This is a genomic window from Bdellovibrio sp., assembly GCF_047637665.1.
Classification (GTDB): Bacteria; Bdellovibrionota; Bdellovibrionia; order Bdellovibrionales; family Bdellovibrionaceae; genus Bdellovibrio.
The window spans coordinates 20,522-35,636 of record NZ_JBLJBT010000034.1 but is presented as its reverse complement, the minus strand read 5'-3'; the positions used below and the strand labels follow the sequence as shown (position 1 = coordinate 35,636).

Annotated in this window: 13 protein-coding genes; 12 read left to right on the top strand and 1 reads right to left on the bottom strand. The window is 46.4% G+C overall.

The features are described from left to right. Positions 1-31 precede the first annotated feature (31 nt). Positions 32-859 carry a nucleoside triphosphate pyrophosphohydrolase gene (gene mazG / locus ACM64D_RS11735; protein WP_415063411.1) on the bottom strand — a complete coding sequence of 276 codons (828 nt, stop codon included), beginning with the start codon at positions 857-859 and terminating at the stop codon, positions 32-34. A gap of 99 nt (positions 860-958) precedes the next feature. Between mazG and ACM64D_RS11730 the strand changes: the two genes are divergently transcribed. The 12 genes from ACM64D_RS11730 to ACM64D_RS11675 all read left to right on the top strand — a co-directional run bounded on the left by ACM64D_RS11730 (position 959) and on the right by ACM64D_RS11675 (position 15,102). Next, a complete protein-coding gene (locus ACM64D_RS11730) occupies positions 959-3,370 on the top strand; it encodes an HD family phosphohydrolase (RefSeq protein WP_415063410.1) in 2,412 nt (803 codons plus the stop codon). Positions 3,371-3,373: 3 nt separating this feature from the next. After that, entirely contained in the window at positions 3,374-3,823 is a 450-nt protein-coding gene (ybeY, locus tag ACM64D_RS11725) for an rRNA maturation RNase YbeY (RefSeq protein WP_415063409.1), read from the top strand. Positions 3,824-4,141: 318 nt separating this feature from the next. Beyond that, positions 4,142-5,251, top strand: coding sequence for a peptide chain release factor 2 (gene prfB, locus ACM64D_RS11720; protein ID WP_415063445.1), 1,110 nt, complete (start codon positions 4,142-4,144; stop codon positions 5,249-5,251). Continuing rightward, a complete protein-coding gene (locus tag ACM64D_RS11715) occupies positions 5,248-6,477 on the top strand; it encodes an FtsX-like permease family protein (RefSeq protein ID WP_415063408.1) in 1,230 nt (409 codons plus the stop codon). Before prfB ends, ACM64D_RS11715 begins: the two co-directional genes overlap by 4 nt. Further along, positions 6,470-7,150, top strand: coding sequence for an ABC transporter ATP-binding protein (locus ACM64D_RS11710; RefSeq protein ID WP_415063407.1), 681 nt, complete (start codon positions 6,470-6,472; stop codon positions 7,148-7,150). The genes ACM64D_RS11715 and ACM64D_RS11710 overlap by 8 nt, the downstream gene beginning before the upstream one ends. A 189-nt stretch (positions 7,151-7,339) precedes the next feature. After that, positions 7,340-9,733 carry an outer membrane protein assembly factor BamA gene (gene bamA, locus ACM64D_RS11705; protein WP_415063406.1) on the top strand — a complete coding sequence of 798 codons (2,394 nt, stop codon included), beginning with the start codon at positions 7,340-7,342 and terminating at the stop codon, positions 9,731-9,733. A gap of 46 nt (positions 9,734-9,779) precedes the next feature. Then, positions 9,780-10,280, top strand: coding sequence for an OmpH family outer membrane protein (locus ACM64D_RS11700; protein WP_415063405.1), 501 nt, complete (start codon positions 9,780-9,782; stop codon positions 10,278-10,280). A 55-nt stretch (positions 10,281-10,335) separates the two neighbouring features. Then, entirely contained in the window at positions 10,336-11,160 is an 825-nt protein-coding gene (gene lpxA / locus ACM64D_RS11695) for an acyl-ACP--UDP-N-acetylglucosamine O-acyltransferase (protein ID WP_415063404.1), read from the top strand. Further along, the gene (locus ACM64D_RS11690; protein WP_415063403.1) at positions 11,153-12,082 is read left to right on the top strand and encodes a Gfo/Idh/MocA family protein; all 930 of its coding nucleotides are present in this window, start codon (positions 11,153-11,155) and stop codon (positions 12,080-12,082) included. The genes lpxA and ACM64D_RS11690 overlap by 8 nt, the downstream gene beginning before the upstream one ends. After that, positions 12,082-13,233 (top strand): lipid-A-disaccharide synthase, encoded by a 1,152-nt coding sequence (gene lpxB, locus ACM64D_RS11685; RefSeq protein ID WP_415063402.1) that lies wholly within the window; start codon positions 12,082-12,084, stop codon positions 13,231-13,233. The genes ACM64D_RS11690 and lpxB overlap by 1 nt, the downstream gene beginning before the upstream one ends. Further along, the gene (gene lpxK / locus ACM64D_RS11680; RefSeq protein WP_415063401.1) at positions 13,230-14,249 is read left to right on the top strand and encodes a tetraacyldisaccharide 4'-kinase; all 1,020 of its coding nucleotides are present in this window, start codon (positions 13,230-13,232) and stop codon (positions 14,247-14,249) included. Before lpxB ends, lpxK begins: the two co-directional genes overlap by 4 nt. Further along, positions 14,221-15,102, top strand: a complete 882-nt coding sequence (locus ACM64D_RS11675) for a lysophospholipid acyltransferase family protein (protein WP_415063400.1) — start codon at positions 14,221-14,223, stop codon at positions 15,100-15,102. The genes lpxK and ACM64D_RS11675 overlap by 29 nt, the downstream gene beginning before the upstream one ends. Positions 15,103-15,115: the final 13 nt, after the last annotated feature.

The window sequence follows — 15,115 nt, the reverse complement described above, 5'->3', positions numbered from 1 at the left end:
TAGAGAGTGTCTTCGATCAGTTGAGATTGTATCAACTGATCGAAGCTTTTCCCTTCAGTGCTGCCTTGGCTTTTTGCCAAAAGCCCTCTTTTTCATCCAGACTTAATTCGCCCCAATTTCGACCTTCACTTTGAGCGATTTCAATCATCTTACTAAAGCGTCCCTCAAAACGTTGATTCGCGCGGCGAAGAACTTGTTCTGGTTCCATCTCGAGATGTCTTCCTAATTGCGCTAAAGAAAAAAGCACGTCTCCCAGTTCGTGTTCGACCTCTGCATCCGAGCCCTCTTCCAAGGCTTCGCGTAGTTCTGCAAATTCTTCCTCTACTTTAACCATGACACCTTCGGCGTCTTCCCAGTCAAAGTTCATTTTCTCAGTGCGCTTGCCGATTTTGTAGGCTCTTTGCAGGGCGGGGAGTGGGGGGACATTCAGAGCATAAGGGGAGGGGGCGCCTTGTGCGGACTTTTCCTGTTTTTTGATTTGCTCCCAGTTGCGAATAACTTCCGCGGAATCCGCGACCTCCACACCCGCGAAAACATGGGGGTGACGACGAATGAGTTTTTCGGAAATAGAGGCAATCACATCCTCAATAGTGAAGGCTCCGCGTTCTTCCGCCAATCGAGAGTGGAGGATCACTTGAAAGAGAACATCGCCAAGTTCTTCTTTGATCTTTTGGTCTTTGTGGGGGCCAGCCGGTTCTTCCAAAGCTTCCACGAGTTCGTGAGTTTCCTCAATTGCGTATTGAGTCAAGGATTCGTGAGTTTGCTCCTTATCCCAAGGGCATCCCTGGGGGCCGCGAAGGCGCGCTATGATCTCGACTAAGGACTCAATTTGACGTAAATTAGAAGGAATCTGTGACATAAGGAGCCTCGACTTTCCGATGGAATCTCCTCATTGCTATCACAATTACAGAGTGATTTCGACAATTATTACAAAACAGGGTACGGTATAAAACTGGATATGCAGCGAGGCAAGCAAACTAAAAAAGGCGAGAGTCCTGCGACTCGAGTCAACTATGAAGATCACAGTCTTAAGTTTTTGGACTGGGTGGACTCCATTGGTTTGGAAAAGACTTTTTTCGGGCGTGCCGTCCAGATCATGGAAGAAAAGTTTTTTATTCGTCGTGCGGCGCTGATTTTCCTCTATTGCGTGCTGCTCTCCTATACGATCTTCTACCAATTCGATATTCCTTATAATTTTAACGTTGGTGATGTCGCGAAGTTTGACGTCGTGTCCCCCATCGGCTTTGAAATGACCGACGAGGTGACAACCGAAGAAAAGCGTTTCAAAGGGGAGTACTCCGTTCCCATCGTCTACGATTACGACACCGGAGTTTTTGAGAGGGTCTCAGTTAATCTGATTCACTCTTTTAGAACCATGCGGGGATACTATCGCGAGACTGTGTGGCCCACGAATTTGGCAGCTCGCCGTGCGAAGGTGAAAGAGTTTTTTCAATACAAGAAGCAATTCGAAAAGGAATTGGGAGTCACGGTTTCTGATTTCATGTTTGAATGGCTGATTGATCTGAAGTTCAGCCCTCGCATCGAGGCCGTGATCATTCGCAATCTGGAAAGCTGGTACGATAAAAAAATCGCCGAGGCGCCGGATCGTTTTATTCCTGTCAACCAGACCAGCGTGTTGGGGCGGGTGGTTCATAGAAACAACCTGGGTAAAGAGTTTACGATCACGCGCGGGGAAATTCTTGATCTTCAGGCACCTGAGAACTTTGAATTCGATTTAAAGAGGGATCTCAATAAGTTTTCTGAAAGTGACCAAGCGAATCTGCTTTATTTTGCTCGTTCATTGATTATTCCGAATTTGACTTTGAATAAACAAGAAACGGCGTCTCGTCGTCAGGCGGCTCGTGAGGCGGTTATTCCTGTGACCATCACGATCAAAAAAGGTCAGACCATCATTTCCCAAGGAACGGTGATCCAGCCTTTCCAAATGGCGGTTATTAAGCAGATTGAAAATATTCGCGCGGATAAAAGAAAAGACATCATGGCGTTGTCGATGGCTTTTATGCTGTCGATTGCAATTTTAGTTTTCTTCTCTTACTTGAAGCGTTTCACGATTAACAAGGTGAAGATTGATTTTAAAGACGTCTCGGTGATGATGTTGATCGCCTTCGGGGTGATCTTCGTGACCAAGATCTATCTTTTTATTACTGATGCCGCGTTTGTATCTAAGTTGGGTCATCTTTTACCTCCTTCTATTTTCCTTTTGGCAGCGCCGGTGGCGGCGGGCCCGATGTTGGTGGGTCTTTTGATCACCTACGGGGAAGTGGTTTGGCTCTTTACGGCCTTTTTGTCTGTGTGTTTGGGGATCATGGTCGACTACAACTTGAGTTTTATGTTCGTGAGCCTTGTCGGTGGTATTGCGGCGGCGCGGGGAGTATACAACTGTAAAACCCGTAACGACGTGTACTATGCGGGGGTCCGAACGGGCATCGTCAATGCTTTGATGATCGCCTTTATTATGACCATGACTAAGTTCGACCAGGAAGGGGGCGGCAAAGAGATTCTTTTGTCGATCCCAGCCGGGTTTATTGGCGGTATCTTCAGTGCTTTGTTTGCGATGATGTTCATTCCTCTTTTGGAGTCCATTTTTAATTACACCACGGATGTGAAGCTTTTAGAGCTCAGCAACCTCAATCACCCCTTATTGAAAGAGATGATCGTCAAGGCGCCAGGCACGTATCATCATTCGATGATGGTGGGCTCCATGGTGGAGGCCGCTGCAGAAGAGATCGGTGCCAATCCTTTGCTGGGTAAAGTGATGTGTTACTATCACGACATTGGCAAGATGGAGCACGCGAACTACTTTATTGAGAATCAAAAGTTAGGTCATAATCCGCACGATCATATTTCTCCGTTCATGAGTAAAACACTTCTGGTGGCTCATGTGAAAGACGGAGTGGAGATGGGGACGGCCTATAAGCTGGGGAAACCTATTATCGATGGTATTATTCAGCATCATGGGACGACGCTGATTTCTTATTTCTATAACAAGGCGTTGGATTTAAAGAAGGAAGATGATCCTGAAATCAGTGATCAGGACTTCCGCTATCCTGGTCCGAAACCCCAGTTCCGTGAATCTGCTCTTTGCATGCTGGCGGACAGTATTGAGGCTGCGGCTCGCTCTTTGGATGAACCGACTCCGACGCGACTTCAGAACATCGTCAGAAACATCATTCAACGCAAATTCTCAGACGGGCAATTGGACGAGTGTAACTTGACCCTGAAGGACATCTCTAAAGTGGAAGCGGCATTTGTGCGTATTCTTTTGGGGATCTACCATCAGCGTATCGATTACCCGAGAAGTGCCGGAGGCGGTTTGGGTGATGTCGGTGGCGCACAACCGCAAGGATAGTCTATGCAGATACTGATCGTGAACGAATCCAAACACGCAGTGCCAAGAAAGTTCCTTCAAGGTTGGATTGAGAATTTAGTTAAAGAACTTCAAAAGCGTCGTCTTATAAAGGCTTCGCGACATCAAAAAGAATTCACGCTGGTCTTTCTTGATAAAAAACCTGCACAAAAGATCAATAAGGAGTTTCGTGGAAAGGATTATGCCACGGATGTTTTAAGTTTTGACTCTATGGATCCGTCCTCTTTTGGAGAGCTGGTGTTGTGTCCCGAAGTTCTAAAGCGACAGGCTCAAGAGCATAAGTTGAGCTATCAGGTGGAGCTGGGGTATATGGTTCTTCATGGGACCCTTCATTTATTGGGGTATGACCACGAGACGAACGAGAAAGACGCTCGGGAAATGTTCGCCCTTCAAGATGCTCTTTTCGAGAAGCTTTTGAAAAAAGTTTCTGGATAAAAGCCCTTCAAAATCTCTTATATTTGTTGTGAGTCGACTTCGGCGATAGAAAATCGTTTGAGGGACTATTTGCGCGCCTAAAATTGAATAAACATTGGTCGATGGCCTCAACGGGGGCGGAGGTTGTGGGGTCAGAATCGTTTATTTCGCAAGCGGTCGAAAGAAAGTCCTGTGGCACCGAGATTGTATTAGGGATTTGCGTGTGCGATCTCACTGTCGCCTCCGAGAGCTTTCCCCCTCCCTGTTCTCGGAGGCGTTTTTCTTGACAGCCCCCCTTTCGCGGATACACTGGGGCCATGTCTATCGTTACCGAATCATCTGAAATTAAAAGCAGAATTGCCGCTCTCGAAAGTTTCTCAAAGGAACTTCGGGGGTATCTTTGACCTAGATCGAAAAAAGAAGCGCTTGGACGAACTTGCGATCCAGGCCGAGAATCCCGCGCTTTGGGAAAAGCCTGCAGAAATGCAAAAACTCAATAAAGAAAAAACATTGCTTGAAAGAGCAGTCGGGGAGTTTGACTCTTTTGCCAACCGCTTAAGTGATGCGGAAGTTCTTCTTGAGATGGCGATGGAAGCTCAGGATGAGGGCAGCTTTGTCGAGGTCAAAGGCGAAGTCACGGCTCTTGAAAAATACGGCCAAGAATTGGAACTCAAAAGAGTCCTTAGTGGAGAGCTGGACGCCAACAGTGCCTATCTTTCCATCAACTCCGGCGCTGGTGGGACTGAGTCTTGTGACTGGGCGCAAATGCTACTTCGAATGTACACGCGCTATGCGGATAAACATGGTTATAAGGTGCAGATCGTAGAGATGACCGAAGGGGAAGGTGCGGGAATTAAATCTTGCACGCTCCTTATTGAAGGCCCTTACGCCTATGGTTATCTGAAGGCAGAATCTGGCGTGCATCGTTTGGTGCGAATTTCTCCGTTTGATTCGAATGCCCGCCGCCATACCTCTTTCGCCTCTGTTTTTGCTTGGGCCGAAGTGGACGATGATATCAATATTGAAGTGCGCCCGGATGATCTTCGTGTAGAGACTTTCCGTGCGAGTGGTGCCGGGGGGCAGCACGTCAATAGAACAGACTCCGCCGTTCGTATGTACCATATTCCCACCGGGGTTGTGGTTTCCTGTCAGATGGAGCGCTCGCAGATTCAAAACCGTGAAAAAGCTTTGAAGATGTTGAAGGCTCGTCTTTATGAAATGGAAGTCGAAAAACGAAATGCCGAAAAAGACGCCATGAATTCGCAGAAAAAAGCCAATGAGTGGGGATCTCAGATTCGATCTTATGTGATGCATCCGTATCAAATGGTGAAAGATCATCGCACTGATTTTGAGACCAATCAGGTGGATGATGTGATGGATGGGGACTTGGATGGTTTCATCATGGCTTATCTCAAATCTCAGATCACGATGGAGGAAAAACCTTCGTGAATAAATCCCTCGCCTGGATTGCCTGGAGACTATTGATGTCCCGAAAGACTCTTTTCGGAGGCTCGGCCCCTTTGTCATTATTGGGGTTGATTCTGGGGGTGGCGGCTTTGGTGGCCTCTATGGCGGTCATGAGTGGGTTTGAGTCGACATTGAAGAATGCCATGGCTGATGTTTCGGGCCATGCACAAGTTGTGAAACGTTCACGTTTTCCCGATGATTGGAAAGAACTTGAAGAGCGTATTAGTAAGGCCGAACCTACTTTGGTGGATGCCAGTCGTTTTGTATTTATCGAAGCGGTGATGGCTCACGAAGGGAAGATCTCGGGAACCTTGCTTCAGGGTGTAGATACAGAGCGCGTTAATAAAGTATTGAACTTCAGCAAACGTATTGTCAGTGGTTCATCGGATTTGTCGCAGGCAAGTGAAACTCCGTTGGCCTTGATCGGCAAGGGGTTGGCGACGAAGATGAATCTGAAGGTGGGGGATCACTTTCGGGTCGTGGTGCCGGTGGCAGATACAGTGGATCCGGCCAAATTCACCCGTCGCGTGGGAGAGTTCCAAATTCAAGGCATTTTGGATTTAGGGAAGTATGATTGGAATGAACGTTTTATTTTGACGGATCTTGGGGCCGCACAACGTCTTGCCGATATTGGGGATCGATATTCAGGATTGCTGTTGCGCTTTCAAGATGTGAACTATGCGCGGCAGGCCGCCTTTAATTTAAGTCAGGTTTTGGGAGCGCCTTACTGGGTGCGCGATTGGCGAGAGTCCAATGAAAATCTTTTTGAGGCAGTTCGCGTAGAACGCCCGGGAATTTTCTTTGTGGTGTTGATCATCACTTTGGTGGCGGCTTTTAATATTTCGGCGACATTATTTGTTAATGTGGTGAGACGTTATAAAGATATCGCTATTTTAAAAACTGTGGGCTTGGGGCGAAATGATATTATTAAAATTTTCGCTTTTCAGGGAGTTTTCTTGGGGGCCATTGGAATCTTTTTTGGATTTCTTTTGGGATTTATTCTTTGTGGTTTGTTTGCGTTTGCTCAGTCGCGCTTGGGTTTGGTGGCTGGAGAAGTCTATCGGTTGGATTCGATTGAACTGAATATTCGCTGGGTGGACTCTTTGATGATTTGTGCGGCGACTTTGTTGATTTGTTTTGTGGCGACTTTGGCCCCCGCGCGCCGGGGTGGAAAGCTCAATCCGGTAGAAGGACTTCGCAATGAGTGATAGCAATGTATTTCTGAAGGCCGTTGATATTCATAAATCCTATACACAGGGAACGGGAGAGCTGGAAATCCTGCGCGGAGTCAGTCTTGAAATTCAAGAGGGCGAGGCGTTGGCGATCCTAGGGGCGTCGGGAGCTGGAAAAAGCACTTTGTTGCAAATCATGGGAACGTTGGATCGTCCAAATCGGGGCGAACTCTATTGCAATGGGCGCGACCTTTTGGCGATGGGTGATGAAGAGTTGTCGCGCTTTAGAAACTCGGAGATGGGTTTTGTTTTTCAGTTTCACCATCTTTTAAGTGAATTCACCGCTCTTGAGAACGTCATGATCCCCTGTCGTGTGGGGGGCGAACCGGTAAAACTGGCTCGGGAAAAAGCGTTGCACCTTTTAGAGTTTATGGGGCTTGCAGAACGACATCAGCATTACCCCAATCAGCTTTCGGGCGGGGAATTGCAGCGAGTGGCGATTGCTCGTGCTCTAGTGCGCCATCCCAAGATCCTCTTTGCTGATGAGCCCACGGGAAACCTGGATTCACAAACCAGTGGCAAGATTCAGGAACTCTTTTTCCGTCTGAAGGAAGACATGAAACTCGCTCTCGTGATTGTCACGCATGACCTCACCTTTGCGGCTCGTTTCCCCAAAGTCTATCGCATGAAGGACGGACAGTGGCTCTAGGGGGGCTGCTTTTAGTGGCAACGGAGCGTCAAATGATGACGCCTTGTTGCTACCAAAAGTAAGCCCATACTTCTGTCTTCTTTGACAGGATCTTGGTCTTAAGTTACGATTCTCCAATCAAATTGTAAGTATTGAGAAATCTTATAGATTTTTAAAAAACGGGGCGAAGCCTGTTGGGGAATTAAAACTTTGAGTAAGCTTCTTTGTGTACTGCTAATCACGACGTTCACTTCGACGGTTTGGGCGCAACCAGCTAAAAAGAAAACCGCCAAGGCAAAAGCTCCTACGCAAGCCTCTGCTGCATCCGTTTCTTCTGGTCTGACAATCAAAAAAATCGAAGTCTCTGGAAATCGCAAAATTGAAAAAGACGCTATTCTTGCGAAGATCCTCTCTAAAACGGGAGAGGTCTATTCGTCTCAACACATTCGCGAAGATGTGGAAGCTCTTTTTAAACTGGGATTTTTCAATAATATCGAAGTGGATCGTCAGGTGTCTGGGAAAGATGTTGTCCTGACCTACAAGGTTTTAGAGAAGCCTTCCATTGTGGAAATTGCTTACGAAGGCAATAGCGAAGTGAAGTCCGAGGATATCGGGGACGCGACGGGAATCAAAGCTTATCAGCTTCTCAATATGGCCAAAGTGAAAGAGGCTGTCGAAAAAGTTCAAAAGCTTTATGAAGATAAGGGCTTCTTTCTTGCGAAGGTGGAAGCAGACGTTCAGGTTCTGACCAAGGATGAAACGGTTCGGTTGGTTTTCAAGATTCGTGAAAACGATAAGGTGAAAGTTAAGAAGATTACTTTCTTAGGTAATAAACATCTGGCGGACGGGCAACTGAAGTCGAAGATGTTGACTCAAGAGGGTGGTTTCTTTTCGGGCTTAAGTGGATCTGGTCAGTACAAACAAGAGATGTTTGAACGGGACGTGCAGATTTTGCGTTTCTTGTATTGGAATCAAGGTTATGTCCAAGCGAAAGTGGATCGTCCACAAGTGACGGTGACGCCTGATAAAAAGAATATTTACATCACGATTCGCATTGAAGAGGGTGAGCAGTACGAAGTCGGTGACGTGGATTTTGCCGGCGATATTCTTTTTCCGAAACAAGAACTTTATGAGACCATCAAAATCGACGACAACGGTGTCTTTGCTTACGATGTGTTGCAAAAAGACATCAGTGATTTGACGGCAAAGTACGGCGATTTGGGATACGCCTATGCCAACGTGATTCCTCGTACGGCTTTCAATGCGAAAGAGCGTAAGGTGAGTTTGATTTTTGAATTTGATAAGGGTTCAAAAGTTTACTTCGGCAAAATTAATATGGTGGGGAACAGTAAAACCCGCGACAAGGTTATCCGTCGTGAGTTGAAGATCAACGAAGGCGAACTGTATAACGAAACTCGCCGTCGTCAGTCGCTCGAAAATATTCAGCGTCTGGGATATTTTGAAGAGGTGAACTTCAAGACCTCTATCGATGCGGAACGCACTGAGATCATGAACGTGGATATTTCTGTGAAAGAAAGAAACACCGGTCAGATTCAGTTGGGAGCAGGTTATGGCACCTCTCAAGGTTTTACTCTGCAAGGTTCAGTCAATCAGGCGAACTTCTTGGGTAAGGGCCAAAATCTGGGTGCATCTTTGAATTTGAGTAATACAGGAAGTTACTACAGCCTGTCTTTCACCGAGCCGTATTTCAATGACACTCTTTGGTCCGTGGGTGCAGATCTTTATCAAAGTGCGAACTCAGCCCGTGCGGACTACGACGAGAATCACAAAGGGGGAGCTCTTCGTTTCGGCCATCCTTTGGCGGAGTACACTCGTGGTTATCTTCGTTATAAGTACGACGACACCGAGCTTTCCACGAAGTATGATTCGGCGGGGAAACCTATTACGGATACGGATCTTTTCCCGCTTGCGACGGCTTCAGGGGTGACAAGCTCACTGACGGGAACGTTGGAGTACGACACTCGTAATGACCGACAGATGCCGACAAAGGGGCTTTATGCCAGCGCCTCCTATGAGTACGCAGGTCTAGGTGGAGATTTGAAATACTCTCGCATGAACGGGAGTTTCCGTTACTACAAAAACCTTTTCTGGGATGTAGTGTGGCGAAATAACATCCAATATGCGCGCATCGATTCCCTTGAGGGGCAGGAAGTTCCGTTCAGTGAGTTGTACTTGCTGGGAGGTCCTTACTCATTAAGGGGTTACCGTTCTTATCGTGTCGGTAAAATGAAGTTCTCGAAGAAGATTTTTGATGAGATTAAAGCTCAAAATCCTGGCATTAGTGACAAAGAAGCCACAGATCGTGCGATGCGCTTCTTTGGGGGCACTCAGCAGGCGATGTACCAGACAGAAATACAGTTCCCTTTGGTTAAAGAAGCTGGCATCATGGGAGCTGGTTTCCTTGATGTCGGTGCAGCGGACAACACGTTGGCAGAAGGTGATTTCTTCGCGGACGTTGGTTTTGGTATTCGTTGGTATTCTCCGATTGGGGTGTTGCGCTTTGAGTGGGGCTTCCCGCTAAATCGTAATCCGCTTTATCAAGATGCCACAGTGTTTGAGTTCTCGATCGGTCCTAGCTTCTAAAGCCGGGTCCCTGGATTTTTTAAAAAGACCTTTAAGGAGGATTTTAATGAAAAAAATGTTGATCGTGCTAAGCATGCTAATGACGGCATCTTTCGCACATGCGGAAGCTAAAGTTGGTTATGTAGACATGCAGAAGGCTATCCAAGCAACGGCAGCTGGAAAAAAGGCGAAGACCGAGTTGGAAGGTGAGTTCAATAAGAAGAAAAAAGAACTCGAAAAGAAAGAAGCTGATTTGAAAAAAATGGGCGAAGACTTGGAAAAGAAAAAGTCTGTTCTTTCTGAAGAAGCGCTTGGTAAAAAACAAGCTGAGTTCCAAGAAGAAATGTTGAAGTACCGTGATGTCGTTGGCAAAAGCCAAGTTGAAATCCAAAAGAAAGAGCGCGAGTTGACGGCTCCTATCTTGGATAAAATGAAAAAAGTTATCGCGAAACTTGCAAAAGACAAAGGCTATGCAATGGTCATCGAAAACTCCCAAATGGTGCTTTATGCAACACCAGAGACGGACTTAACTGATGAAGTGATTAAGGCCTTCGATAAAGAAAAGTAGTTCATAACGAAAGGGCCTCTAAGAAGGCCCTTTTTTAGTTTTAAGGTATAGCTCCATGGCAAATTATAAAATTCATCCAAGCAGTGTCATCTCTCCAGAAGTAGAAATCGGCGACGACGTAGAAATCGGCCCTTACTGCTTGATTCAAGGTAAAGTTAAAATCGGCAAAGGCACTTTTGTCGAAGGGCATGTCACCCTCGGTTCTCGACACGGGATTTTAGTGATCGGCGAGAACAATCATTTTTCTCCAGGAGCGGTGATCGGCGGACCTCCGCAAGATCTTTCTTACAAAGGCGAGCCCACTCAATTGATTATTGGAAATAATAACACCTTCCGTGAGTTCTCAACCGCAAACCTCGCAACCAGCAAAGGGGATGGTAAAACGGAGATCGGGAATAATGGATACTTCATGGCCTACACACACGTGGGACATGACTGTAAGATTGGTAACAACGTGACCATCGCCAATGATTCCCATCTTGGGGGACACTGTGAAATCGAAGACGGCGTGACGATTGGTGGGGTTTGTGCCTTCAATCAGTTCACCAAAGTCGGGCGCGGTGCCTTTGTGGCCGGTTCTTCGGTTGTTAACAAGGACATTCTTCCTTTCTGTCGCGCTCAAGGGACTTATGCCACGATCCGTGCAACGAACAAAATTGGTTTGGCTCGGAAGGGTTTCCCCCGTGAAGAGATCGCCAATGTTCATAAAGCCATTCGTATCATCATCATGGGTTCTCATACCGTGGAAGAAGGTATTGAGCGCATCAAGGCCGAGTGCACGTTGAGCCCTAATATCGAGTACTTCATCAACTTCATTCGCAATTCAAAACGTGGTATTGCCGTAGATCGCAGTCCCAAAGGATGGCAGGACGATGACTAATAAAAAATTACGTGGGGCCGTGGTGGGAGTTGGTTATCTTGGTAACTTCCACGCTCAAAAATATAAGAACAATTCCCATGTAGAGCTTGTCGGGGTGTGTGACCACTTCCCCGCTCAAGCGGATAAAATCGCCGGCGACTTAGGTGTCAAAAGTTTTCATCGCCCCGAGGATTTAATTGGTCAGGTGGATCTGGTGACGATTGCCGCCAGCACCTTGAGCCACTTTGAGTTGGCGAAACTCTTTTTGCAAAATGGCATTCATGTGAACGTTGAAAAGCCTATTACGGCGACAGTTCCTCAGGCGGAAGAGTTGGTGGCATTAGCAAAAAAACACAACTTGAAGTTGGCGGTCGGGCACATCGAACGTTTTAACCCCTCTGTGATTGAACTGAAAAAATATCTTAAGAATCCACGGACGATTGAGTTGACCCGTATGGCTCCTTATAAAGCCCGCGGGGCGGACGTCAGCGTTCTTCATGATTTGATGATTCACGATATGGATCTTCTTTTGTGGTTGAGCGGCAGTGAGATTGAAACGATGGTGGGTTCTGGAACTAAACTGGTTTCAAAAGAACTCGACACGGCGTCGGTGTCTTTCAAAATGAAAAATGGAATGCACGCGATTATCAATGTCAGTCGTGTATCTCCGACAACGCAAAGATCTATTCGGGTGACTCAAGATGATTGCACCTTGTTCGCGCACACGGGAACTCATGAGCTTGAAAAAGTTGAAGTGGGACCTGGAGGTGACGAGCTTGTTAAGATCACCAAGTGGACCGTAAATAAAGAAGATGCTCTTCAAAAAGAAACCGATGCGTTTATCGACTGTGTTCTTCATGATAAAGCGCCTGTCGTGACAGGGCTGGATGGTCTTAAAGCTCTTCAAGCGATTGAAGATGTGCAAAGAATGATTGAGGCCTAATGGATGAAGTATTGATGGTGGCGGCGGAAGCCTCCAGCGTAACGTATGCTCAAAGAATTCTTGAGACCTGGAAGAAGCAGGGACGTAAGGTCCACGCCTTTGGCGTCGGCAGCCAGGATATGGAAGATCAGGGATTTGAACGCCTCGGAAAAGCTGAAGAGATGGCGGTCGTGGGTGCTGCTGAAGTTATTTCTCAGTACAGTCACTTAAAGTCTGTCTTTGATCGTCTGGTGGCGGAAGCAGAAAAGCGTCGCCCCAAAGTGGCCATCGTGATGGATTACCCCGAGTTCAACTTGATGTTGGCTAAAAAGCTGCATGCTTTGGGGATTCCTGTTGTTTACTATATTTCTCCGCAGGTTTGGGCGTGGCGCAAAGGCCGGGTCAAAACCATTAAAAAATACTGTCAAAAAGTTCTTGTGTTGTTTCCCTTCGAGGTGCCTTTTTACGAAGAGCACCAAGTTCCTTGCGAATTTGTTGGTCATCCTTTGTTGGATGAGCTGGATGAGCGCCTGGTGAATGATGCTGGCTATTTGAAAACCCATCGTAATCAGTGCGGCATTCGTGATGATGAAATTGTTTTGGGACTCATGCCTGGCAGTCGTCGTATGGAGCTTAAGCAACACTTTCAAATTCAATTGGATACTGCGAGAATTCTTTCGAAAAAATATCCGAACTTAAAGGTGCTCATACTGACGGCGCCAACCTTTAGTAAAGAAAAAATGCAGGAGTATCTGGAAGATTTCCGTCTGCCTTATATTTTACTCAAGGACGAACCCTTCCGTATGATTCATCTTGTGGACATCATGTTGGTGGCCTCGGGAACGGCCACGTTGCAAGTGGGTCTTTTGAAGAAACCGATGGTCATCATGTATAAAATGAAATGGTTGACCGGAGTTTTTGCGAAGATTTTTGTGCGTGGAACAAAGTACTTTGGTTTGGTGAATTTAATTTTGGGTAAAGAGGCTGTTCCAGAAAGATGGCAGTCGGATGTCAATCCAGAACATCTGGCCTCTTTAGTGGAACGTTATATTGTGGATCCTGACTACAAAAACCAAGTTCTTCATGATTTAGGACAACTCCGCCAATATCTTGGCGACAAAGGGGCTACGCAAAGAGTGGTGAAGGCCCTGGATGAGTATTTGACGAAATGAAGTTTTACCTAAGACCTCTTTCTTTTCTTTACGATCAAGTGGTGGAAGTGAAGAACTCCCTTTATGACCGTGGGGTCTTGGGGGTTTACAAGGCTCCAATGCCGGTGATCAGTATCGGGAATTTGACGGTGGGGGGAACAGGAAAGACGCCCATTACGGATTTCTGTTTGAAAGCTTTGATCGCAAACGGAACGAAAGTAGCGGTGATCAGTCGTTCGTATCGTGCGGATGCGGAAAACCCCTCAGAGGTTGACGTCGGACACCCCTTTGCTGCTCGTTACTATGGTGATGAGCCCGTTCTTTTGGCGCAGGCCAATCCCGACGCGTCGGTCTTTGTCGGGCCCAGTAAATGGCAAACAGCTCGATATGCGATCTCTCAAGATAAATTTGATCTTTTGATTGTCGATGACGGCTTTCAACATCGCAAACTTCATCGTGATCTGAATATTGTTATTTTGGACGCGACCGAGAGTTTGGATAATTACGCAGTCCTCCCTGAGGGGCGCGCCAGAGAGTCTTGGAATAACTTGAATCGCGCAGATGTTTTGATTTTATCGAAATGCAATCTGGCCAGCGAGGACCAACTCAAAGCTCTGGAAGAGCGAATTCCCAAGGATAAAGAGATTCTTTATTTTGGGTATGAGATTAAAACGTGTCGCAATGCCAGGACCAGGGCCACTCTGACTTGCGAAGAGATGCGTGGGAAAAAGCTTTTTTTAGTGTCAGCAATTGCTCGTCCGGATGTTTTTGAAAAGATGATGAGAGAGATCGGTGAGGTTTCAAAAAAGAGTCTTCATTATCGGGATCACCATCAATATACGGCTCAGGACGTGAAGCATATTGAAGAAGAGTTCCGCAAATCTGAGGCGGACTATTTGATAGCGACCGAAAAGGACGCGGTTAAACTTATTCATCTTTTATCAGACCCATCGATGCTGTGGAGCGCTTCTTTAGAGGTTGTCGAACAAGGGAAGAAGGGACGCCTTCATGAAATTATTAGTCAATTTCTTCGTTAAGATACTTTGTTTTATTAGTTCTCTGTTTCCTCGGACGTGGCTTCGAAAATCAGGCTCCTGGCTGGGATTTCTTTGGTTTGATGTTTTTGGTTTTCGCAAGAAAATCATCATGAATAACTTGAGTATTGCGTTCCCCGATTGGAGTGAAGAAAAAAAACGCCAGGTGGGACGAGAATCTGTTTATCATCTGGGATATAATTTCGGCGAATTTTTTTATCTTCCTTCGATCACTCCAGAGTGGATTGAAAAAAATGTGGTCTACGAGGGATGGGAGAATGTCGAAAAGGCGCGAGCCTTGGGAAAGGGAATGTTCTTTTTAAGTTTGCACATGGGAAATGGCGACTTGTCGGCCAGTGCCATTGCGATGAAAGGACAGGAGCTTTATCTCATCACCAAAAGTTTTAAAACCCAATGGTTTAACGATCTATGGTTCTCTATTCGCGGCGCTAAAGGTGTTAAGTACATCGATGCCCATGGTTCCAATAATGCGTTTGAGATATTAAAAGGGCTTAAGAAAAATGCGGCGCTGGTATTTGTTCTTGATCAGTACATGGGAAAACCCTTCGGTATTGCGACTACCTTCTTTGGAAAAAGAACCGGCACCGCCTACGGTTTGGCCTTGTTCACTCAAAAAACGAAGGCGCCAGTTTTACCCGTTTACGGGTATGAAGGGGATGATAAAAAGCTTCATGTCGTCTTTGAACCAGCCATGGAAATCGCACCCTATGTCACTGGTGATAAAGACCAGACTATCTTGAATCTTACTCAAGCCTTCAATGACAAGCTTGAAGAGATTGTTCGTAAACATCCAGAGCAATGGATGTGGGTGCATCGTCGCTGGAAAGATTTCTAAGACATCAATATCT